This is a genomic window from Pseudomonas sp. B111, assembly GCF_026428275.1.
GTDB lineage: Bacteria > Pseudomonadota > Gammaproteobacteria > Pseudomonadales > Pseudomonadaceae > Pseudomonas > Pseudomonas aeruginosa.
Genome location: NZ_CP097857.1, coordinates 6,516,203 through 6,539,337, shown reverse-complemented (window position 1 = coordinate 6,539,337; position 23,135 = coordinate 6,516,203). Strand labels below are relative to the sequence as shown.

The 23,135-nt window shown below is 65.0% G+C and carries 17 protein-coding genes; 14 read left to right on the top strand and 3 right to left on the bottom strand.

Features of this window, described 5'->3' with window-relative positions:
- Positions 1–45: 45 nt before the first annotated feature.
- The 13 genes from M6E97_RS30315 to M6E97_RS30255 all read left to right on the top strand — a co-directional run bounded on the left by M6E97_RS30315 (position 46) and on the right by M6E97_RS30255 (position 15,303).
- On the top strand, positions 46–3,486 hold the full coding sequence (locus M6E97_RS30315) for a phage tail length tape measure family protein (RefSeq protein WP_267262452.1): 3,441 nt from the start codon (positions 46–48) through the stop codon (positions 3,484–3,486).
- Entirely contained in the window at positions 3,486–4,343 is an 858-nt protein-coding gene (locus M6E97_RS30310; protein ID WP_267262451.1) for a hypothetical protein, read from the top strand. The genes M6E97_RS30315 and M6E97_RS30310 overlap by 1 nt, the downstream gene beginning before the upstream one ends.
- The gene (locus M6E97_RS30305) at positions 4,343–5,224 is read left to right on the top strand and encodes a hypothetical protein (protein WP_267262450.1); all 882 of its coding nucleotides are present in this window, start codon (positions 4,343–4,345) and stop codon (positions 5,222–5,224) included. The genes M6E97_RS30310 and M6E97_RS30305 overlap by 1 nt, the downstream gene beginning before the upstream one ends.
- On the top strand, positions 5,225–6,940 hold the full coding sequence (locus tag M6E97_RS30300; RefSeq protein ID WP_267262449.1) for a hypothetical protein: 1,716 nt from the start codon (positions 5,225–5,227) through the stop codon (positions 6,938–6,940).
- Positions 6,930–7,751: a phage BR0599 family protein gene (locus M6E97_RS30295; RefSeq protein WP_267262448.1), complete on the top strand. Its 822-nt coding sequence runs from the start codon at positions 6,930–6,932 to the stop codon at positions 7,749–7,751. The genes M6E97_RS30300 and M6E97_RS30295 overlap by 11 nt, the downstream gene beginning before the upstream one ends.
- Positions 7,752–7,760: 9 nt before the next feature.
- Entirely contained in the window at positions 7,761–8,003 is a 243-nt protein-coding gene (locus tag M6E97_RS30290) for a hypothetical protein (protein WP_096309388.1), read from the top strand.
- Positions 8,000–8,239: a hypothetical protein gene (locus M6E97_RS30285; RefSeq protein ID WP_267262446.1), complete on the top strand. Its 240-nt coding sequence runs from the start codon at positions 8,000–8,002 to the stop codon at positions 8,237–8,239. The genes M6E97_RS30290 and M6E97_RS30285 overlap by 4 nt, the downstream gene beginning before the upstream one ends.
- Positions 8,229–10,382 (top strand): phage tail protein, encoded by a 2,154-nt coding sequence (locus M6E97_RS30280; protein WP_267262444.1) that lies wholly within the window; start codon positions 8,229–8,231, stop codon positions 10,380–10,382. The genes M6E97_RS30285 and M6E97_RS30280 overlap by 11 nt, the downstream gene beginning before the upstream one ends.
- Before the next feature lie 291 nt (positions 10,383–10,673).
- Entirely contained in the window at positions 10,674–11,180 is a 507-nt protein-coding gene (locus tag M6E97_RS30275; RefSeq protein WP_003094862.1) for a DUF3015 domain-containing protein, read from the top strand.
- A gap of 337 nt (positions 11,181–11,517) precedes the next feature.
- Positions 11,518–13,584: a carbon starvation CstA family protein gene (locus tag M6E97_RS30270; protein ID WP_003094859.1), complete on the top strand. Its 2,067-nt coding sequence runs from the start codon at positions 11,518–11,520 to the stop codon at positions 13,582–13,584.
- A 48-nt stretch (positions 13,585–13,632) separates the two neighbouring features.
- Positions 13,633–13,836, top strand: coding sequence for a YbdD/YjiX family protein (locus tag M6E97_RS30265; RefSeq protein WP_003094856.1), 204 nt, complete (start codon positions 13,633–13,635; stop codon positions 13,834–13,836).
- A gap of 59 nt (positions 13,837–13,895) precedes the next feature.
- A complete protein-coding gene (yjiA, locus tag M6E97_RS30260) occupies positions 13,896–14,900 on the top strand; it encodes a GTPase (protein WP_003094852.1) in 1,005 nt (334 codons plus the stop codon).
- A gap of 22 nt (positions 14,901–14,922) precedes the next feature.
- Entirely contained in the window at positions 14,923–15,303 is a 381-nt protein-coding gene (locus M6E97_RS30255) for a hypothetical protein (RefSeq protein ID WP_077149023.1), read from the top strand.
- 77 nt (positions 15,304–15,380) lie between these two features.
- Here the strand turns inward: M6E97_RS30255 and glyA are convergent, their stop codons facing one another.
- The 3 genes from glyA to nfxB all read right to left on the bottom strand — a co-directional run bounded on the left by glyA (position 15,381) and on the right by nfxB (position 21,811).
- The gene (gene glyA, locus M6E97_RS30250) at positions 15,381–16,634 is read right to left on the bottom strand and encodes a serine hydroxymethyltransferase (protein ID WP_003094846.1); all 1,254 of its coding nucleotides are present in this window, start codon (positions 16,632–16,634) and stop codon (positions 15,381–15,383) included.
- Between the two features lie 122 nt (positions 16,635–16,756).
- Positions 16,757–21,004: a cyclic di-GMP receptor MorA gene (gene morA, locus M6E97_RS30245; protein WP_023111860.1), complete on the bottom strand. Its 4,248-nt coding sequence runs from the start codon at positions 21,002–21,004 to the stop codon at positions 16,757–16,759.
- Between the two features lie 243 nt (positions 21,005–21,247).
- Positions 21,248–21,811, bottom strand: a complete 564-nt coding sequence (gene nfxB / locus M6E97_RS30240; protein ID WP_003094842.1) for an efflux pump transcriptional repressor NfxB — start codon at positions 21,809–21,811, stop codon at positions 21,248–21,250.
- Between the two features lie 160 nt (positions 21,812–21,971).
- Between nfxB and mexC the strand changes: the two genes are divergently transcribed.
- Entirely contained in the window at positions 21,972–23,135 is a 1,164-nt protein-coding gene (gene mexC, locus M6E97_RS30235) for a multidrug efflux RND transporter periplasmic adaptor subunit MexC (protein WP_003134990.1), read from the top strand.

The window sequence follows — 23,135 nt, the reverse complement described above, 5'->3', positions numbered from 1 at the left end:
GCGCGCGCGAGCATGTCGGCATCCCACCCATCTGGATGCTGACCGATGAACAATCGCGGTGATATCGAGTTTGCTCTGCGCCTCAAGACTGACCTGGAACAAGGCCAGCGCGAGCTGCAGGGGCTTGCTCAGACCGTCGAGGGGGTCGGCGCGGGCGCAGCAACATCAAGCGCTGAACTCAATCACCTGGGCGAGACTGCAGATCAGGCAGCCGCGCGCCTGCGTGGCATCGCCGAGGCGGCGGTACAGCAAAAGGTCGCCGCCGACGCTGCTGCGGCCAGCATGATGGAAAGCGCCAACGCCACGCGCCTGGCGGGCGCAAACTGGCAGGAAAACGCAGCGGCTCAGAACGAGTCGATGCGCGCCTACCACGCCGCCGAGCGCGCCGCCCAGGAGAAGGCCCAGGCCGATCTGCGAGCTGCCGAGGCCGCCGCTCAGGCCGCAGCGGCTACCGAGAAAGAAGCCCAGGAGCTGCAGCAGCTGCTCGGCAAGATCGATCCGGTTATCCGCAAGCTCGACGAGCTGGACAACATGGAGCAGCAACTACGCCGCGCTCGTGCCTCCGGCCAGATCGATCTGGACACCTTCGACGACTTCAACGCCAAGCTGCAGACGCAACGTCAGCTCCTGGGCGGTACCACTGATCAAATGCGCGTTGCCGGCATCACGGCTGGGCAGTACCAGCAGGCCATGCGGCAGCTGCCGATGCAGATCACCGACATCACCACCAGTCTGGCCAGCGGCATGCCGATCTGGCTGGTGGCCGTGCAGCAAGGTGGCCAGATCCGCGACAGCTTCGGCGGGTGGGCCAACGCCGGCCGGGCCCTGGTCAGCACCATCAATCCGCTGACGCTGGCCATCGCCAGTGTCACGGCGGCGATTGGTGCGACGGTGATCGCGGCCGTTCAGGGCGCGGCCGAGACTTACGAGTATGAAAAGGCCATTGCCCTGACGGGAAATTCGGCAGGCGTCTCGGCTGACCAGTTGGCGGCAATGGCCCGCCAGATTGATGCGGTCTCCGGTACCCAGCGCCAAGCTGCAGCAGCGCTGGCTGAAGTAACTGCTGCAGGTAAGTTCACCGCCGACCAGATCCAGCTCATCGCGACTACTGCTGTGGTGATGGAGAACAGCATCGGCCGCGCTGTCAGCACCACGGTCGACGAGTTCAAGAAGCTGGCCGAGGAGCCGGCCGAGGCATCCGCCAAGCTCAACGAGCAGTACAACTACCTGACGTTGGCGGTGTACGAGCAGATCGCTGCGCTGGAAGCCCAGGGCGATCAGGCTGGTGCGGCACAGGTAGCGATGGAGGCCCTGGCCGAAGCCATGCAGAGTCGGGCTGCCGATATCGCTGGCAACCTGGGGCTGGTGGAATCTGCCTGGCAGGCGGTCAAGAATGTGGCCGCAGAAGCCTGGGATGCGATGCTCGACATTGGCCGAGCTGACACCTTGGAAGACAAACTCGCCGAGGTGGCGCGTCAACGGCAGACCGCTATGTTCGGCGTGCGTGGAGACCGAGTCGGCGGTGGCATCGATCCGGCGCTGGAAGCGCGCCTGGCTGCCGAGGAAGAAGGCCTGCGCGAGCAGATTCGCCTGCGTGACGAGCAGGCGAAACAGACGGCAGAGGCGGCAGAGGCCGAGCGCGAGGCCATCGCAACCTCCCAGGAGCGCACCAAGGCTGCCGACGCCTTCGTCAAAGGTGCCGAGGCTCAGCTGCAGAGCCTGCAGAACCTGACCAGCGTTGAGCGCGCCCAGCGGGTGATGCAGGAACAGAACATCGAGGCCACCAGTGAACTGGGCAAGCGCATGCTGGAGGCGGCTGAAGCCACCGATAAGCAGCGCGAGGCCAACCAGGCCGAAGCCGATGCCAAACGTGCAGCCACCGAAGAGCAGCGCAAGGCCACTGCCGCCCTGCGCGAGCAAGAACGCGCCGCCCAGGCCGCGCTGCGTGCAACCGAGCAGAGCGTTCGCCAGCAGCTGAGTTACGTGCAGGGCCTGGAGGATCAGGCCGCCAAGATCGGCCTGACCGCTGCCGAAGTGCGCCAGTACGAGCTGGCCGAGAAAGGCCTGACCGGCGCCATGCGTGCGCGGGCCGATGCTGCGCTGGCTCTGATCGATGCCGCCGAGGCACAGCGCCAGGCCGACGCCAACGCCCGCACCAATGTCGGCCTTGAGGCTGAGTTCCTGCGTGCTGCAGGGCGCGAGACAGATGCCGCGCTGCTGGAGATCCGCACCAAGTTCGCCGGCATGCGTACCGAGTTCGAGAAGGCCGGCAACGAAGCCGGCCTAGCCTGGCTCGACAAGCTGATCCCGGTGGCTGAAGCCAAGGTGCGCGTCGATGACGTGCAGCGCGAGATGGACCGCATCCGGGCCGAGCAGCAGCGCCAGGAGCAGTCGGTCAACGTGCAGCAGGATGCTGGCCTGATCACCGAGCTGCAGGCGCGCGAGCGCATCCTGGAGATCCACCGCCAGACCTACGCCGAACTTGAACAAATGAAGCCCGTCCTGGCAGAGCTTGCTCAGCAGCCTGGTGCTGTTGGTGAGGCGGCATCTCGTGCATATGCAGAGCTAGAGGCTGAGCAGCAGCGCCTGCTCGCGACCACGACAAAGCTCCAAGAGACGCTGCGCGACGGGTTGACCTCTGGCCTGACCGAAGCATTGCAGGGCCTGGCACGCGGCACCATGACCTTGCGCGAGGCCGTCACCGCCCTCGGCCAGAGCGTGGCCGATGCCCTGGCGCAGATGGCCGCCAAGAACCTGGCCGAAGGGCTGACCAATAGTGTGATGGGCATGTTCGGCAGCGGTGCGGACGCTGCCGCAGAGACTGCAGCTGCGACGGCTACGGCAACGGCCATCACCACTGCTTCGACTGCCGGTGCCACGGCAATGGGTACAGGGATCACGGCTGGTGGCACGACAGCGGCAACTGCTATGGCAGGCGCAATCACAACTGCGGGCACAACGGCAGCCGCAGCGATGGCGCAGGCGATCATTGGTGCATCAGCGGCAAGCTCGACCAGCGATGCGATTTCAGGAGTCGCCTCTGTCGCTGCTGTGGCAGCGTCGACCGGTGGCCATATCACCGGCCCTGGTACCACCACCAGCGACAGCATTCCAGCCTGGCTCTCCAACTACGAGTTCGTCACCCGTGCCGCCGTCGTGCAGCAGCCCGGAGCGCTCGCCTTCCTGCACGACTTCAACGCCCGCGGTATGGCTGCAGTCAACGACTACCGCGTGCGCCACAACACCGGCGGCCTTGCTGGCGTGCCGGCACCGGCCCTCTCGGCGCCAAGCCTGGGCAGCACCCGCTTGGCCGAGCCGGCGAAGGGGTCGGGTACCACGCTCAAGAACAGCCAGAACTTCTATCTGATCGACGATCCGCAGCGGATCGGCGACGTGATGTCCGGACCGATCGGCAATGAGGCGATCGCCGTGGCCATCTCCCGCGAGCCGGGCAAGTTCCGCCAAATCCTAGGACTGAATCCCTGATGCCTCATCAAATCGGCTTCGTCGACAACTCGGGCGGCGTGCTCGCCCATTACAAGATGCTGGAGACCATCCGCGACTTCGCCTCGGCGAACGGCTGGACGGTTCTGCGCTACGACACCGCCCCGGCCAACCGCGAGTTGATCCTCAAGGGTGTGGGCTACACCGGGGAAGAGGAGATATTCGTCGGGTTCAGGACGTACCAGGACGCAGGCGCCGACTATTACAACCTGCTTGCTGCTGTATTCACCGGCTATGTGCCGGGCAACACCTTCGATAGCCAACCAGGTGCGCGCCTGAGCGGCGTGCCGGCGCATAACAACCGGATCGACTATTGGTTGACCCTCAACCCGCAGCGCATTGCGCTGGCAATGAAGGTCGGCACACCGGTCTATGAGTCTGCTTATGTCGGCAAATGCCTGCCCTACGGCCGCCCGAGCCAGTACCCGTACCCGGTGGTTTGCGGCGGCATGCTCAGTGGTGCCGCCGTAGCCCGTTTTAGCGACACCGTGCACTCCGGATATTTCAAGGGCGTCACAGCGGCCATGGCCCTGCGTAGCAACGACAACTGGCTGCAGCCAAGCTGCTACCCGTGGGGTAACACATACATCGCCGGCACCGGCGGCTCCGCCACCCAAACCAACCTGCGCGACACCGGCGGCAACTACCAGCTGCTGCCGGTCGAGCTGCATGACAACACCGCCAACCTCTGGGGCGCGCTGGACGGCATTTACTACATATCAGGGTTCGACAACGCCGTGGAAAATACCCTGACCATCGGCAGCGTGGATTACGTGGTGATCCAGGACGTTTGGCGCACCGGGCATACCGATTACTACGCACTGAGGATGGATAACTGATGGCCTACTACAGCGGTTCGGCAAATGACATGGCAGAAGTTCGTGCCGCGTTGGTAGCGGCGTGCGTGGCCGAGGGCTGGGCGTGGAATAGCTCAACTGAAGTGCTGAGCAAGGCCCCGGTATTTTTACGGTTGCAGGTGGTCAGTGGCTATCTAACGCTGCTGGGGCGTACCGGTGTAGCGGAGGGCGATGCTCCTGGGGTTGTACGCATGGGCACCGTTAAGCTCGATACGCCTATTACATACCCCGTGAGTTATGAGCTATTCCTGTTTGAGACGGAGGTTTACTGCGTACTGAGATTCGCCGTCGATTTCTATCTGTGGTGTGCGTTTGGGACGTCTAGCGTTGACGGTCTGCCTGGGACTGGCACTTGGTGTGGGGCTTCGGCCATGGCCTCGCCGGTCAATGGGATAGATATCGGTATAAATGGCGGTTCTGGTGCCGCATCGTCATTGGTAGGGTGCGCATTATTCGGGCGCCAGCTGGTCTCTAATAGCTCGACGCAGGATTACTGGATTCATTCAGATTTAGACGGTGGCGGATGGTTATCAGGGCTCTCGGCGGCCGGCACCTTGCAGGGCTGGAGACCCATGGCTCCGCTTATGGGAATTCTACCGAATAGTTGGAACAGCGAGTCGGTGTTGCTGCCAATCCGCGCATATAAGATCCGCGCCTCCAACAAGCTCAGTTTGACTGTTGACCTCGAAAACGCTCGAAACACGCGAATAGATAATTACACCCCTGGAGAGGTCATATCGATTGGCGGCGAGCGGTGGAAAATATTTCCGTGGTACAGGAAAAACGTCGCTGCTCGGAACGGTGGTGTATCGATAAATCATACCGGTACATTTGGCTGGGCGATCCGTTACGAGGGGCCGTAGATGCCAGTGCTCAGCGGGCAGGTCGCGCGGCGTACGCTGGGCGGTCTAGACGACAACCCCAACCTGACGGCCGACCACTGGGCGTTTGCCTGGGTCAACCAGTTCGCCCCATCGCCGTACGTCAGCGGTACCCAGCGCGCTGGACAGGCTACCTTGACACCTCACTGGCCGGTCGAGGCCAGCGGCCGCGCGATCACCGGACAGCGCCTGCGCGCCCATGTGGATGACTGGTACCACCGGATCCATATCAGCCCGCGGCAGCTTGACCTAGGTAATGTCGTTTCCTCCCAAACCACCCCGGTGTTCCTGTGGAACGCATTTCTCGTACCACGCACGCTCTCGGCCATCGCCGGGTTGGATGAGGGAGTCGAGGTGAGCGGCCAGCCGGCACCCCCCATGTTATTCCCCGCGCTGAAAGAACTGACCTGGCAGCTGACCGTTACCCCTGACGGCCAGCCGGTGCTCGACGCCATAATCGAATGGCAGTTCGATGGCGGCATCAGCACAGGCCTGCGCATCACCGCCAACCGCATCATCGCCTGGACTTTCGTGCCCGACTGGGGCGATAGCATCCGCGAAAGACTTACTGGCGCCACTGACATCCTGCAGAGCGAGTCGGGTGTCAGTCAGCGCCGCAAGCTGCGTGGCTCGCCGCGCCGTGAGTTCAACGGCCCGATGTATGCCGAGGGCCGGGAGCGCCAGTTGCTCGATCTCTCCCTGTTTGGCTGGAGCGATCGCATCTGGTCGATTCCGATCTGGCCAGACATCCAGCTGCTCGATGCCGGCATCGGCGCCGACGTCGACTTCATTCCCTGCAGCACTCAGTTCCTGGACTTTCGTGCCGGCGGCCTGGCAATGCTGCGTGGCGAGGACGCATTCACCAGCGAGACTGTCGAGATCCTCGAAGTCCTCACCAATGGCCTGCAGCTGAAGCGCAATACTCAGTTGGCCTGGCCTGCTGGCTCCAGGATCTATCCTGCGCGTGCCGCGCAACTGCTTGAGGAGCCATCGCTCAGCAAGCTGACCGATCGCCTGATCGAGGCCGAGGTGCGCTTCTTGGTGGTCGAGGTCTGTGATTGGCCTGAGTGGCTGCCGGCCACCTTATATAGAGGGCTGCCGGTTTGGGATCGACGCCCAGACGACACTGAGAACCTCACTCACGCAGCCGAGCGCTTGCGATCGACGCTCGACAGTGGCTTCGCCCAGCCATTGGTCACCGACACCGCCAAGCGCGCATTCCAGGTTCTCGGCCAACGCCACCTTGACCTCGGCCGAGAAGCACGGGCCCTGGTGCGCTCGTTCATCTATGGCATGCACGGTCGACAGAAGGTGGTTTGGGTACCGAGCCACATGGACGACCTCACCGTCGTCGCCACGGCCTCTGCGGTGGCCACCACCATTGACATCGTGAACATCGGTTACACCAGGTTCAGCAACGGTAAGCCCGGCCGACGCGACATTCGCATCGAGCTGTGGAACGGCACGGTGCTGATGCGCCGCATCACTGGCGCAACCGAGCTGGATACCCAAATCGAGCGTTTGGCGCTCGATGCCGCCCTGGGTATCGAGCTGCGGCCTGACGACATCGCGCGGATCAGCTGGATGAACCTGATGCGGTTCGAGAGCGACGTCCAGGAGATCGAGCACATGACAGACAGCCAAGGCGTTGCCGGCTGGGCAACGGTGTTTCGCGAGGAGCGTGACGATGAGTTTTAACGGCCGTGAGAACTCACTGGCTGATGGCGCGCCGATCAGGCTTTACCAGTTCAGCCGAGGTGTTATGCGCTGGCTTTACACCAGTGGCGACCGGGACGAGGTCGTGGGCACGCAGATCTTCCGCACGCTTCGCGGCGGTATATCGGACGACGGGATTCGCCAGACAGGAGAGGCCAGCGTTGAGCTGCTCAAGATCACCGCGCCGGCCGACCTCGACGTGGCCACTCTCTATCGAGGGGTGCCACCGTCGAACGAGATCGCCCTGACGATATTCGACAGGCATGCGGGAGAGGACGAGCAGGTCGTCAGCTGGGTGGGCAGTATACAGAGCGTGAACTGGCCGAAGCGCGACCAGGCTCAGTTGGTTTGCCAGCCACTCTCTGCACGCATGACGATGCAGGGGCTGCGACAAGGCTGGGAGCGGCCCTGCCATCGGTCGCTATTCGACCTCGGCTGTGGTGTCAATCGAGACCTGTACCGCGTTACGACCGAGATCCAGAGCAAGAACGGGCTGGTGATCAGCAGTGGTGCGTTCGCGAGTTACCCGGACGGCTATTTCACCGCTGGCTGGGTCGAGTGGTCAGTCGGTTCAGGTGAGTTCGATCGCCGTGCTATCGAGCGACACACCGGCAGCAACCTGGCCCTGCTGGGTGGGACCGCGGGGCTTCAGCCTGGCCAGGCCATCCGCGTCTATCCCGGCTGCAATCAGACTACCCAGATGTGCAACGACAAGTTCGGCAACATCCTCAACCATGGCGGCATCCCGCACCTCGCAGGTCGCTCGCCGTTCGATGGCAATCCGGTTTTCTAGGGGCAAGTCATGGATCCGTATACCTGGGCCTATATCGCCATCATGGCGATCAGTGCCTACGTCTCGTACAAGAACCGGCCCAAGTCTGTTGCACCGAAGCCGGTGGCCTTCGAGGACTTCAGCTTCCCGCAGTTCGAAGAAGGCACTCCCCAGTGCGTGTTCTTCGGGGACAACTACACGCCTGACTGGATGGTGCTCTCATACGGCAATTACCGGACCCAACCGATCAAGACGAAGAGCGGCAAGAAATGATCAGTGACGACGAACTGTTCGTGACCCTGGACCACATGCATAGCGTGCCGGCATTCAATGGTCGGGCGGGCTTCTGCCACAAGGGCGGCCGCGCCCTGGCTGCGCGGTACGGGCTCGACTGGGGGCAGATCGTGAGCGATGGCGGCATCGTGGCCAGCAAGCTGGTCGCCACGGGTGATGCCATGGCTATACACCTGGTCGAGTTCGCGCGGCAGGAGGTGCGTAATGGGCAGTAAGAAGGCAGTCAAGGTTGGCTATCGCTACTTTTTCGGCATCCACATGGGTGTCGGCAAGGCGATCGATGAGTTGGTCGAGATCAAGGTCGGTGAGAAGCGTGCTTGGTCTGGCAGTGTTACCAGCAACCAGACCATCAACATCAACGCTCCGGAGTTGTTTGGAGGTGACAACGGCGAGGGAGGCATCCAGGGAACGCTCGACGTGATGATGGGCGCGCCTGATCAGCCGCTCAATGGGCGCTTGGCGGCCATGCTGGGCGGTTTGGTACCGGCTTTCCGTGGCGTATGCACGTTGTTCTATGACGGCCTGGTGACCAGTTTGAACCCTTACCCGAAGGCCTGGACGTTCCGTGTACGCCGCGCATTGAAGGGCTGGGACGGCGAAGTCTGGTACGCCGAGCGCTGCGTGATCGAGATGGCCAGCGGGGCGATCAAGGCGATGAACCCGGCGCACATCATCTATGAGTGCCTCACGAACCGCGACTGGGGTGGTGGCATGGATCGCAGCCGGATCGATGATGCCTCTTTTCGCGCTGCGGCAACGGCGTTGCACGCTGAGGGTTTCGGCCTCTGCCTGCGCTGGGTGCGCCAGGATAGCCTCTCGACGTTCGTCAGCCATGTGCTCGATCACATTGGTGGCAATCTCTTCGTCAGTCGTCGGACGGGGCTGTTTGAGCTGACCTTGGTACGCGACGACTACGATCCTGAGCTGCTCCCGTTGTTCGACGAGGACAGCGGTCTGCTGTCGATCATGGAGGATGACAACGCCGCGACGGCTGGTGCGGCGAATGAGGTCATCATCAAGTGGCGCAGTCCGATCGACAACACGAACAGGCAGAAGCGGGAGCGTAATCTCGCGGCGATCCAGGGCGCAGGCCAGATACTCTCGACCACAATCGAGTACCCAGGCATACCGACTGATGAACTGGCTGGCCGGGTGGCTGTTCGTGATCTGCGGGCCCGGTCGGTCGGCCTGAAGCGTTTCAAGGTGCAGCTCGATCGGCGCGGCCGCGACATCAAGCCTGGTGGCGCATTCCGCATCCGCAGCCTGAGCCGTGGCATCGAGATGATGGTGGTCAGGGCTGGCCGTTTCGAGGATGGCACCCTCGGCAGTGGGGCGATCACCATCACGGCCGTGCAAGACGTGTTCGGGTTGCCGGCCACTAGCATGACGCCTCCACAGCCTCCAGGCTGGGTGCCGCCAAACACGACGCCGGCAGCCGCCACTGTCCGGCGACTGACAGAGGTTACTTGGCGCGACCTGGTGCAAACCGTCGACCCCGCCAACGTCGCTCTATTCGATCAAACCAGCGCATTCATTGCCGCCCTGGCTCTCAAGCCAACGCCCTTGTCCCTGGGCTTCGGCATCGAGTCGCGGGTGGGTGCCGCCGCATTTTCCAGCGCCGAGAGCGGAGACTTCTGCCCGTCTGGTCTTTTGGTAGGTGCAATTGGGCGTACCGAGACCAGCATTCAGCTGACGTCGGTAGAGAGCATCGACCTGTTAGCAGTGGGTACTGCGGCGCTGATCGATGACGAGATCATTCGGGTTGTGTCGGTCGACCTCGGCACGTTGGTGGTGACCATTGCCCGTGGCTGCGTGGACACGGTACCGGCCGCCCACCTGGCTGGCGCGCGCGTGTGGTTCTTCGATGACTATGCCGGCGCCGACCCTACCGAGTACTCCAGTGGCGTCAGCGTGCAGATGCGGCTGCGCACGATCACTAGCAGCGGCATGCTGGCCCCCGAGCTGGCTCCTATCGATACGCTGGCGCTGGTTGGGCGTCAGGCGCTACCGTACCCACCGGGGCGGCTGCTTATTGGTGGTGCCAGCTATCCGGCGTCGGTCGTTGGTGACGTGGTGGCCAACTGGGCGCACCGAGATCGCATCGTCCAGGCCGACCAGTTGATCGACACTACGGCAGGCGATATCGGCCCGGAACCGGGTACCACTTACAGCTGCAGGTTACTCAGGGCTGACAATAGCAGTGTGCTGGCAAGCCAGACCGGTATCAGTGGCACGACCGCTACGCTGACCACCACCTATGTGGGCCAGGTCATTCTGGAGGTCTGGTCGGTTCGGGGAGGGTTGAACAGTTGGCAGCGGCACCGAGTCCAGTTCAGCAGGACGAACCCGGTACCGTGATTTGGCAATTCTGTTGCCGTGCGTGAAAATGCCAGAGCCAAGCATTTATCGCGCAAACGGCAACAGTTTTTCGCGCGGCGCTACATCATGTCGCGATCCCTCGGTGCGCGCTGCTGGATACCACTATAGCCAAGCCATGCCGGCGGGGAAGTGGCGGAATTCGATCGGCGGTGCCGTCCGTCCTCGCCTGTGCGGCTGGATCGGCGGCATGTGTCCGAGTTTGACAGTTCGTCAAGTCTCGCCAAAGCTGCTAAAGCGTTTTTCTCCAAAATACAACTGCGGAGCGCAGACATGGACAAGCGACTTTTGAGCAAGGGGTTGGTTCTGGGGCTGCTGAGCCTGGGCAGCATGACGGCACACGCCGACGCGGCAGGCGGTAATGGCTGTGGTTGGGGCAACATGGTGTTCGAGGGCCAGCGCGGCCTGTTCCCGCACCTGCTGGCCACCACCACCAACGGTACCTCGGGCAACGCCACCTTCGGCATGACCTCCGGGACCAACGGTTGCAACACCAATGCACGCCTGGGCTACGGCGGCCGCTCGATCTTCGCCATGAACGGGATGCTCGACAACATCGCCGAGGACATGGCCAAGGGCCAGGGCGAAGCGCTCGACGCCTATGCCGTGCTGCTCGGCGTGGAAGCCAAGGACCGGGCGCACTTCGCCCAGGTCACCCAGCAGCATTTCGGCGAGATCTTCGCGAGCAAGGATGCGACGGGCGAGCAGGTCCTGAGCAACACCCTGGCGGTGATGAGTCGCGACGGCACCCTGGCGCGCTACGCCAAGCAACCGGCCTGAGATTTCAGGCCCAGGAAAGAGCCCGCTACGGCGGGCTTTTTCGTGTGCGCGGCCTGCCCGCCGGAGGTTGCCGCCTCCGTTGCCACGGCAGACGAACGGCTTGGGCATACGGCGTTTTCCCAGGGCGCTTCCTACGGAGAGGGCAAGGCCGCGCCGAAGTGTTTTCGCCTGGCCGGCCCTTGTCGGCCATGGACTTTTCCGGCGGATTCCTGCGACATTGCGCCTACCGCCATCGTGCGGTAACCGCTCTAGACTAAGGTCGTATGACCCCTGGTCGGTTCGCGGCTAGAATTTTCGCTGCAGAACTGCGCCCTCCATCTGTCGGAAGCCAAACACTATGAACAATAACAATAGCCTGCTACGTCACCTCGCCTGGCTGGTGGTGGCGATCGTGGGCGCCGCGGCCCTGGGCGTCGTCGCCCTGCGTCGTGGCGAAGCGATCAACGCCTTGTGGATCGTGGTGGCGGCGGTGGCCATCTACCTGGTCGCCTACCGTTACTACAGCCTGTTCATCGCCAGCAAGGTGATGCAACTGGACCCCAACCGCGCCACTCCCGCGGTACTCAACAACGATGGCCTGGACTACGTCCCGACCAACAAGCACATCCTCTTCGGCCACCACTTCGCCGCCATCGCCGGCGCCGGTCCGCTGGTCGGTCCGGTCCTTGCCGCGCAGATGGGCTACCTGCCCGGCACCCTCTGGCTGATCGCCGGCGTAGTCCTCGCCGGCGCGGTGCAGGACTTCATGGTTCTGTTCATCTCCAGCCGCCGCAACGGCCGCTCGCTGGGCGAGCTGGTGCGGGAGGAAATGGGCCAGGTGGCCGGGACCATCGCGCTGTTCGGCGCCTTCCTGATCATGATCATCATCCTCGCGGTGCTCGCGCTGATCGTGGTGAAGGCTCTGGCCGACAGCCCCTGGGGCATGTTCACCGTCCTTGCGACCATTCCCATCGCGCTGTTCATGGGCGTCTACATGCGCTTCATCCGCCCCGGCCGGATCGGCGAGATCTCGATCATCGGGGTGTTCCTCCTGCTCGGTTCGATCTGGCTCGGCGGGCAGGTCGCGGCCAGTCCGGAATGGGCGCCGCATTTCACCTTCAGTGGAATCCAGATCACCTGGATGCTGATCGGCTACGGCGCCGTCGCCTCGGTACTGCCGGTGTGGCTGCTGCTGGCGCCGCGCGACTACCTGTCGACCTTCCTCAAGATCGGCACCATCATCGGCCTGGCGATCGGCATCCTGATCGTCATGCCGGAACTGAAGATGCCGGCCCTGACCCAGTTCACCGACGGCACCGGCCCGGTCTGGAAAGGCAGCCTGTTCCCGTTCCTGTTCATCACCATCGCCTGCGGCGCGGTGTCCGGCTTCCACGCGCTGATCTCCTCGGGGACCACGCCGAAGCTGCTCAACCGCGAGCCCGACGCCCGCTACATCGGCTACGGCGGCATGCTGATGGAGTCCTTCGTGGCGATCATGGCGATGGTCGCCGCCTCGGTGATCGAGCCGGGCATCTACTTCGCCATGAACAGCCCGCCGGCGGTGGTCGGCGCCGACGTCAACGCGGTGGCCGCGACCGTCAGCAGCTGGGGCTTCGCCATCACGCCGGAGCAACTCACCCAGACCGCCCAGGACATCGGCGAGACCACCATCCTGGCCCGTGCCGGCGGCGCGCCGACCCTGGCGGTGGGGATCGCGCACATCCTCCACCAGGTGCTGCCGGGCGAGAACACCATGGCCTTCTGGTACCACTTCGCGATCCTCTTCGAGGCCTTGTTCATCCTCACCGCGGTGGACGCCGGCACCCGTGCCGGGCGCTTCATGCTGCAGGACCTGTTGGGCAACTTCGTGCCGGCGCTGAAGAAGACCGAGTCGTGGACCGCCAACATCATCGGCACCGGCGGCTGCGTGGCGCTGTGGGGCTGGTTGCTGTACCAGGGCGTGGTCGACCCGCTCGGCGGGATCAATACCCTGTGGCCGCTGTTCGGCATTTCCAACCAGATGCTCGCCGGCATCGCGCTGATGCTCGCCACCGTGGTCCTGATCAAGATGAAGCGCCAGCAGTATGTCTGGGTCACCATCCTGCCGGCGGCCTGGCTGCTGATCTGCACCACCACCGCGGGCCTGATCAAGATCTTCGACAGCAACCCGGCGGTCGGCTTCGTCGCCCTTGGCGAGAAGTACGCCACCGCGCTGGATGCTGGCCAGGTGCTGGCGCCGGCCAAGGATATCGGCCAGATGCAGCACGTGGTGCTGAACGCCTACATCAACGCCGGTCTGACCGTGCTGTTCCTGCTGGTGGTGTTCAGCGTACTGTTCTACGCCATCAAGGTCGGCATCGCGGCCTGGGGCAAGAGCGAGCGGACCGACAAGGAAACCCCGTTCGAGCCCATTCCCGACGCCTGACCGGCCGCGCTCCCCGGTTCGCCGGGGAGCCTTAACGAGGAACTCGCCATGTTCAACGACCTCAGCCGCATGGGCAAGTACCTGGGCCAGGCCGCCCGGATGCTGGTCGGCATGCCCGACTACGACACTTACGTCGAGCACATGCGCAACAAGCACCCGGACAAGCCGGTGATGACCTACGAGGAGTTCTTCCGCGAGCGCCAGGAGGCGCGCTACGGTGGCGGCAAGGGTCGGCCGATCCGCTGCTGCTGAATCCCCATCCTTCCGCGGGCCACGTCTGACGTGGCCCGCGTCTTTTCTGGAAGTTGCGCATGTCCGAAGTAGCCAACGACAACCACGCCCCGATTCCCGTCACCGTGCTCACCGGCTTCCTCGGCGCCGGCAAGACCACCCTGCTCAAGTACCTGCTGCAGGCCGAGCACGGCATGAAGATCGCGGTGATCGAGAACGAGTACAGCGAGACGCCGATCGACGGCCAGTTGCTCGGCGTCGAGCCGGTGCAGGTGATGACGCTGTCCAACGGCTGCGTCTGCTGCTCGATCAACACCGACCTGGAAAAGGCCCTGTTCCTCCTGCTGGAGCGCCGCGACAACGGCGAGATCGACTTCGACCGCCTGGTGATCGAGTGCACCGGCCTGGCCGATCCGGCGCCGGTGGCGCAGACCTTCTTCGCCGACGAGGAACTCTGCCAGCGCTACGTGCTGGACGGCATCATCACCCTGGTGGACGCCGCCAACGCCGAGCGTCACCTGCAGGAAACCATCGCCCAGGCCCAGGTCGGCTTCGCCGACCGCATCCTGGTGAGCAAGACCGACCTGGTCGACGCCGCCACCTTCGAGGCCCTGGGCCAGCGCCTGCAACGGATCAACCGGAGGGCGCTGGTGCATGTGGTCGAGCACGGCCGCATCGACCTGGCGCACCTGCTCGACGTACGTGGCTTCAACCTCAACGCCGACCTCGGTCCGGGCATCGGCCTGCGCCCGCTGCGAGCGGTGGCAGCCAAGGACAGCCGCGATCGCATCGGCACCCTGGTACTGCGCAGCGACACGCCGCTCGATCTCGAAAGGCTGAGCGAGTTCATGGACGACCTGTTGCAGTGGCATGGCAATTCCCTGCTGCGCTACAAGGGCGTGCTGAACATCGCCGACGAGCCGCGTCGCCTGGTGTTCCAGGGCGTGCTGCGACTCTACGGCTTCGACTGGGATAGCGAGTGGCGGGACGACGAGGCGCGCGAGAGTGTGATCGTGTTCATCGGCGACAACCTGCCGGAGGACAGTATCCGCGAGGGCTTCGAACGCATCGTCGAAGGCCGCTGAGGCGCATCGACGTCAAAGGAGCGTGGAAATGGACAGGGAGGCATTGATCGGCGCCTGGCGGGACTGCATCCGTGGCGCGGACAAATCCTGGGTGCTGTTCGCCCAGGGCACTTGCGTGATCCTCACGCAGCCGGAGCCGGACCTCGCGGCCCAGGCGCGGGCATCGCTGGCCGAGTGGGGAGCGGTACAGGTCGGCACGCCGGCGGGCGACTTCGGCGTGATCACCCTGGACAACGGCCGCGGCTGGGTGGTGACCGGGCATCACCCGGACATCCTTACCTTCGTCCCTCGCGAGGAACTGGAGGAGGACGCCGGCGAGCTGCTCGTCGGCATGCACGGCCGCTCCCGGCGGGGCGAGGATGCCGAGGCCTTGGCGGTGATCCATGTCGAGGACCGGCGATAACGCTACCCGGCGCCTCCTTCCTCGGAGGAAATGAAAAAGCCCGGCATTTGCCGGGCTCTTTCGTCTTGCCTTGTCGCTTAGTTGCCGTAGACCGGGAACTTGGCGCAGATCGCCTTGACCTTCTCGCGTACGCCGTCGACCACGGACTCGTCGCCCATGTTCTCGAGGATGTCGCAGATCCAGCCGGCCAGCTCGCGGCACTCGGCTTCCTTGAAGCCGCGGGTGGTCACGGCCGGGGTACCGATGCGCAGGCCGGAGGTGACGAACGGCGAGCGCGGGTCGTTCGGGACCGAGTTCTTGTTCACGGTGATGAACGCGCGGCCGAGGGCGGCGTCGGCGTCTTTGCCGGTGATGTCCTGCTTGATCAGGGAGAGCAGGAACAGGTGGTTCTGGGTGCCGCCGGAAACCACGTCGAAACCGCGGTCGAGGAAGACCTGGGCCATGCTCTGGGCGTTCTTCAGGACCTGCTGCTGGTAGGTCTTGAACTCCGGCTGCAGGGCTTCCTTGAAGCACACCGCCTTGGCCGCGATTACGTGCTCCAGCGGACCGCCCTGGGCGCCGGGGAATACCGCGGAGTTGAGCTTCTTCTCGATCTCCTCGTTGGCGCGCGCCAGGATCAGGCCACCGCGCGGACCGCGCAGGGTCTTGTGGGTGGTGGTGGTGACCACGTCGGCGAACGGCACCGGGTTCGGGTAGACGCCAGCGGCGACCAGGCCGGCGACGTGGGCCATGTCGACGAACAGGTAGGCGCCGACCTTGTCGGCGATGGCGCGGAAGCGGGCGAAATCGAGGACCTGGGAATAGGCGGAGAAGCCGGCGACGATCATCTTCGGCTTGTGCTCCACGGCCAGGCGCTCGACTTCGTCGTAGTCGATCAGGCCATTGGCGTCGATGCCGTACTGCACAGCGTTGTACAGCTTGCCGGAGGAGGAGACGCTGGCGCCGTGGGTCAGGTGGCCGCCATGGGCCAGGCTCATGCCGAGGATGGTGTCGCCGGCCGACAGCAGGGCCAGGTAGACCGCGGCGTTGGCCTGGGAGCCGGCGTGCGGCTGGACGTTGGCGTAATCGGCGCCGAACAGTTGCTTGGCGCGGTCGATGGCCAGTTGCTCGACGATATCGACGTACTCGCAGCCGCCGTAGTAGCGCTTGTGCGGATAACCTTCGGCGTACTTGTTGGTCAGCACCGAACCCTGGGCTTCCATCACCGCCGGGCTGGTGTAGTTCTCGGAGGCGATCAGCTCGATGTGCTCTTCCTGGCGCTGGGCTTCCTGCTCCATCGCGGCAAAGAGTTCGGCATCGTAGCGGGCGAGGGTCAAATCACGGCTGAACATGGCGGTCCTCATAAGGATCGGTGCTGGGAAAAGGCGCGCATTCTAACCCATGCGGCGGGTGCTGGCACATGAAAGGCCATCATGTCGCGGACAAGCGGCGCTCAAGCGCGCCGCACGGCGGCTCAGCCCTCGTTGAACATGAACAGCACGTCGCTGGCGTAGAGCATGCCGAACTGCTCGGCGGGCATCGGCCGGCCGAACAGGTAGCCTTGCACCTCGTCGCAGCCGTGCTCGCGAAGGAAGTCCAGCTGGGCCTGGCTCTCCACGCCCTCGGCGATCACCATCAGGTTCAGGCTGTGGGCCATGGCAATGATCGCCCGGGCGATCTGTGCGTCCTGTTCGCCGTGGGGCAGGCCGTCGACGAAGCTGCGGTCGATCTTCAGCACGTCGATGGGGAACTGCTTGAGGTAGTTCAGCGAGGAGTAGCCGGTGCCGAAGTCGTCCACCGCGATGGCCAGGCCGAGGCGCTTGAGCCCGGAGAGGATCTGCATGGCCTCGGCGACGTCACTCATCAGGATGCTTTCGGTCAGCTCCAGCTCCAGGCAGGCCGGCGGGATGCCTGTCTCGTAGAGGATCGCGGCGATCCGCTCGCCCAACTGGCCATCGGCGAACTGCCGTGCCGAGAGGTTCACCGAGACCTTTGGCACCCGCACCTTGGCCTTGTGCCAGCTGCGCAACTGCTTGCAGGCTTCCGCCAGCAGCCAGTCGCCGACCTGGGCGACCAGGCCGATCTCCTCCAGCACCGGAATGAACTCGCTTGGCGGAACCAGTCCGCGGCGCGGATGCTGCCAGCGCAGCAGGGCCTCGGCGCCGGTCAGGCGGCGGCCGTCGCCGGTGAACTGCGGCTGGTAGTGGAGGACGAACTCGCCCAGTTCCAGGGCGCGGCGCAGGTCGCTTTCCAGTTCCAGGCGCTCCAGGGCGCGGGCGTTCATCTCGGCCTGGTAGAACTGGAAGTTGTTCTTGCCCATCTCCTTGGCGTGGTACATCGCCGTGTCGGCGTTCTTCATCAGCAGGCTCAGTTCGGCGCCGTCCTGGGGCGACAAGGCCACACCGATGCTGGCGGTGACGAAGAATTCACGGCCTTCCAGGGTGAACGGCCGGGCCAGACGGCCGAGGATCAGCTCGGCGACCTGGATCGCCCGTTTCAGGGCGATCTCGCGGTCGCCCTGGGAAGGCAGCAGCAGGGTGAATTCGTCGCCGCCCATGCGCGCCACGGTATCGTCCTGGCTGACGCAGGCGCTCAGGCGGGTCGCCACTTCCTGCAGCATGCGGTCGCCGGCGGCGTGGCCGAGGGAGTCGTTGATCGGCTTGAAGCGGTCGAGGTCGAGGAACATCAGCACCACCCATTGGCCGTTGCGCTCGGCCTGTTGCAGGGCGGTATGCAGACGGTCCTGGAACAGCGTGCGGTTGGGCAGGTGGGTGAGGGCGTCGTAGTAGGCCAGGCGGTGGATGCGCCGCTCGCTGGCCTTGCGCTCGCTGATGTCGCTGAAGAAGCAGACGAAGCTGACCAGATCGCCTTCCTCGTCGCGCACCGCGGTGATGCCGACCCAGGATGGATAGAGCTCGCCGGTCTTGCGCTTCTGCAGGATCTCGCCTTCCCAGCTGCCGCTGTGCTGCAGGCTGGCGAGCACGTGCTTGAGCTGGTTGGCTTCCTGGCGGTCGGCGGTGAGCAGGCGCGGCTGCTGGTCGAGCACGTCGGCCGGGCTGTAGCCGGTCAGGCGCGAGAAGGAATCGTTGACCTGGACGATGTAGCCGGCCGGGTCGGTGACCATGATCGCCGCCGTGGAGTGTTCGAATACCGTCGCCGCCATCCGCAGCTCGCGTTCGGCGCGGCGCTGCTGGCTGATGTCGCGGGCGATGCCGAGCAGGCCTTCGAAGCGGTCGTGTTCGTCCCACATCAGGACGATCCGCAGTTCGATGGGAATCTTGCGTCCGTCGGCGCGCAGGCAGTCGAGAGCGAACAGATGCTGGCCAGGGTTTTCCCGCAGTTCGGCGAGCTTCTGGCGGTCGCCGATGGCGTGTCGCACGCGGCGCAGCAGGCCGTTCAGGCGGCCGAGCTGGCGCGGGTTGGTGGCGGTCTGGTGGAGGCCGTTGAGCAGCGCCCATTCCGGGCTGTAGCCGAACACGTGCTGTACCGAGGGGCTGACGTAGCTGGCGTTGAGTTCGGCGTCGGTGGAGAAGATCACGTCGCTGATGTTTTCCGCCAGCATGCGGTAGCGTCGGCCGTTCTCGCGCAGCGCGTTGTTCGCCTCGACGGTGAAGGTGATGTCCTTGGCCACGCCGATCAGGCGCGCCACGCGACCGCTGCGGTCGCGGCTGAAGGCCTGCTCGCGGATGTCGAACCAGTGCCAGCGGCCGTCGCGGTGGCGCCAGCGCAGCTGGCTGTCGAGCAGCAGGCCGTCGCCGACCACGTGCTGCAGGTTGCGGATGCGCCAGTAGTATTCCTGGTCGTCGGGGTGCAGCAGGGTTTCCCAGAAGTTCTCGCCCATCCGCGCCAGTTCTTCCTGGTTGTAGCCCAGTTGCTGGCCCAGGTGATGGTTGCTGAAGATCACCCGGCGCGCGTGCAGGTCGTGGATGTAGAGGGTATCGGGCACCGCCTGGACCGCGTCCGACCAGAACTTCTCGCGCTCGATCAGCGACAGTTCGACTTCCTTGCGACTGGTGACGTCGGACAGGCTGAGGGTCACCGCATGCCATTCGCCGGGGTTTTCCGGCAGGCGCAGTTGCAACCACAGGTGCCGCGGCGTGCTCTTGCCGCAGCGCAGCGTGGCTTCCAGTTCGAGTACCGGCCGGCGTTCGATGAGCGCCTCGATCACCTGCAGGCGCAGGCTGTCCGGTTGTAGCGGGCCGTGGTCGAGCAAGCGCTGCCAGGCCTGTTCGGTGGACTCGATCTGCAGCAGGCGGCGACTGACATCGTTGATCTCGGTGATGCGGATCCGCTCCAGCAGCGCCTGCTGCCGCCCGGGTTCGCCGGCGAGCCAGGCGCGCAGTGCGGCGCAGCTGTCCAGGCCTTGTTCCACCAGAGCCTGGCGCAGGGCGGAGAGGTCGAGCACGCAGAGGGCCACGCCGACCCCTTCGAAGATGTCCTGGTAGCGCCGCCGGGTTTCCTCCAGGACGCCGAGGGCGTGCTGTTCCTCGGTGACGTCGCGCAACACCCAGACCTGCCCGCCCTGGAGGATCTGCTCGCGGAGGGTCCAGGCCTGGTCGGCGAGCGCCGGATAGCTGGCCAGCGGATGGCGGCTGAGGGTGAACGTCCGCGGCTCGCCGCGTACCCGCAGCGGCAGCAACTCGCTACGGGTCTCGCCGTCGCCGCCGGCGTCCGTCAGCCAGCCTGGCTCGAGGTCCGGCAGCAGGCCCAGCAGGTGATGCTGGCGGGCCTGGGCCGAACTGATGCCGAAGAGGCGTTCGGCCTGGGGATTGAGGTAGCTGAGGCGGCCGTCGGCGCGGGTCACCAGCACCCGCTCGTCGATCGCCGCCAGTGCCGTGGCCGCCTGGCGCAGGCTGCGCTGCGAGGCCAGGGTCATGGCGCGCAGGCCTTGCTGCTCGCGGTGCAGGCGCAGCAGCATGTACACGGTGACGCCGACCAGTAGGAGGAAGATCGCCAGCTCGCCGCCGATTCCCGGCAGCAGGCCGAGCCGCACTCGCGTGCTGTCGTAGAGCCCGCGAAGCTGCCAGTCGCTGTTGCGCAGCGGTTCCACGCCGAGGGTCTGCATGTCGTCGAGCAGCGCCGTGCTCCCTGGGGTATGCCAGAGCACCCGCCCGGCGTATTGGTCTTCCAGGCGCCAGAGCAGGTTGCCGGTGGGCAGGTCGGGACTCCACTGGGCGAGGCTGTCGCTGGCCAGGTGCAACAGCCAGAAGCCACTGTCGCGGCGGCTGCCGGGTTCGCGCAGGGTCAGGTAGAGGGATTCGCCGTCGCGCGGGTCGAGGCAATAGTGGTAGAGGCCGGAGCCGGCGTGCTGGCGCAACTGCTCGGGCAGCGTCGTTTCCGGCGACGGGCTGTCCGTCTGCGGGGCGCTGTCCACCCATTGCAACTGGCGCACCTGCGGCAGCGCATCGCTGATGCGTGGCAACAGCCTGCCCTGGATCTCGCCACGCTCGCTGGGGGGCATGCCCGGGAGCAGGGCGAGGGCGGTGCGCGCCTTGAGTTCGAGGGTCAGGGACAGGCGGTCGTTGAGACGATCGAGCTGGGCCGCGGCTCGCTCGTGTTCGAAGCGTTCCTGCTGGCGCAGCTCCTGGCTCATCTGCCAGAGCAGCAGGCCGAGCATCAACAGGACCAGCAACAGCAGGCCAGCCTTGGCTGCCGGTCGGTCGGGTACGGTCAGTGGGTCGCCGGCGGGAGGCGGCGACGGGGTTAGCGAGGGGGTCGACACTGACCGGAATTCCTGGGGGAGGTGTGATTCGGTAGACAGTTAGGATGCCCGGAAGCAAGGCCAAGTGCCAGTATCGCCGACGAGCGTCACGGTCCTTTCCGGCTGTCGAGGCACTTTGTCGCAGGACCGGTGACGACTGATCTTCCCGAGTGTCGAGCAGGCCTCCGGGCGGCCGAAGTCGACGGCACGCGGATCGGTCCGTGCCATGCGGCGACGAGAGGGGCGCCGCCGCGGGCGCAAGGGTCAGGAGCGCGCCGGATTGGAAGCGCCGTGGAGGAACATCTGCTCCAGGGTATGCGCGGAATTGGAGCTGGCCGCCCGTCCGCGGCGTTCCGCATCGACCATGCCGTAGACCAGGGTGATGAACAGTTCGGTGAACACGGCTGCCGTGATGTCGATGCGAAACACGCCTTTCTGCTGTCCGCGCAGGAAGAAGGCGTCCAGCGCTTCCAGGTAGGACTGCCAGCGTGCGCCTTCGCCGTGCGGGTCGAGGAAGTCCGGGCGGTACTGGAATACCAGGAATACCAGCAGCTCGCGGTGGGTGAGGTGTTCCTTGATCAGGCGCTGCAACGCCTCCAGAGGCTCGGCATGCTCCAGGTCGCAGGCCTGGATGATCTGGTTCAGTACGGTCTCTCCGTGGTCCTCGAGCATCTGCACCAGGTTGTCCCGCGTGCCGCAGAAGCGGTGCAGGGTGGCCTTGCTTACGCCGGCCGCCTCGGCCAGTTCCTTCAGCGTCGCTCGCGGGCGGTCGACGATAGCGACTGCCAGCGCCTTGATGAGTCGCTCGTCATGGGAAATCAGGGTCATCGATGGGTCCCGGTTGGTTTTTCTGATTGTGCGCATTGTGCAGAAAACTGGCCTCGCGTCCAAAGGAATTAGCTGTCAAAAGATCATTTGAGACAATATTGACTCAATTAGCTCGAAAAAGTACCATTCGATCCGTTTTCAATCAACGGTCGGGTGGGTCATGGCTGATTTGCGTGCAATAGGAAGGATCGGGGCGTTGGCTATGGCCATCGCGTTGGCGGGTTGTGGGCCGGCGGAAGAGCGACAGGAGGCCGCCGAAATGGTGTTGCCGGTGGAGGTCCTGACGGTGCAGGCCGAGCCCCTGGCGCTGAGTTCGGAACTGCCTGGGCGGATCGAACCGGTGCGGGTCGCCGAGGTGCGCGCGCGGGTGGCCGGCATCGTCGTGCGGAAGCGCTTCGAGGAGGGCGCCGACGTCAAGGCTGGCGACCTGCTGTTCCAGATCGATCCGGCACCGCTGAAGGCTGCGGTGTCGCGCGCCGAGGGTGAGCTGGCGCGGAACCGCGCGGTGCTGTTCGAGGCGCAGGCGCGGGTGCGTCGCTACGAGCCGCTGGTGAAGATCCAGGCGGTCAGCCAGCAGGACTTCGATACCGCCACCGCCGACCTGCGCAGCGCCGAGGCGGCGACCCGCTCGGCCCAGGCCGACCTGGAGACCGCGCGCCTGAACCTCGGCTACGCCTCGGTCACTGCGCCGATCTCCGGGCGCATCGGCCGCGCGCTGGTGACCGAGGGCGCGCTGGTCGGGCAGGGCGAGGCGACGCTGATGGCGCGTATCCAGCAGCTCGATCCGATCTATGCGGATTTCACCCAGACCGCGGCCGAGGCCCTGCGCCTGCGCGACGCCCTGAAGAAAGGCACCTTGGCCGCAGGCGACAGCCAGGCGCTGACCCTGCGCGTCGAAGGGACGCCCTACCAGCGCCAGGGCGCGTTGCAGTTCGCCGACGTGGAGGTGGATCGCGGCACCGGCCAGATCGCCCTGCGCGGCAAGTTCACCAACCCCGACGGGGTCCTGCTGCCGGGCATGTACGTGCGCGTACGTACGCCCCAGGGCATCGACAACCAGGCGATCCTGGTGCCGCAACGGGCCGTGCGCCGCTCCAGCGACGGCAGCGCCCAGGTGATGGTGGTGGGCGCCGACGAGCGCGCCGAGGCGCGCAGCGTCGGTACCGGCGTCATGCAGGGGTCGCGCTGGCAGATCACCGAGGGCCTGGAGCCGGGTGACCGGGTCATAGTCGGCGGCCTGGCTGCGGTGCAGCCGGGGGTGAAGATCGTGCCGAAGCCGGATGGTGCCCAGACGCAAGCCCAGTCGTCCGTGCCGCAACAGTAA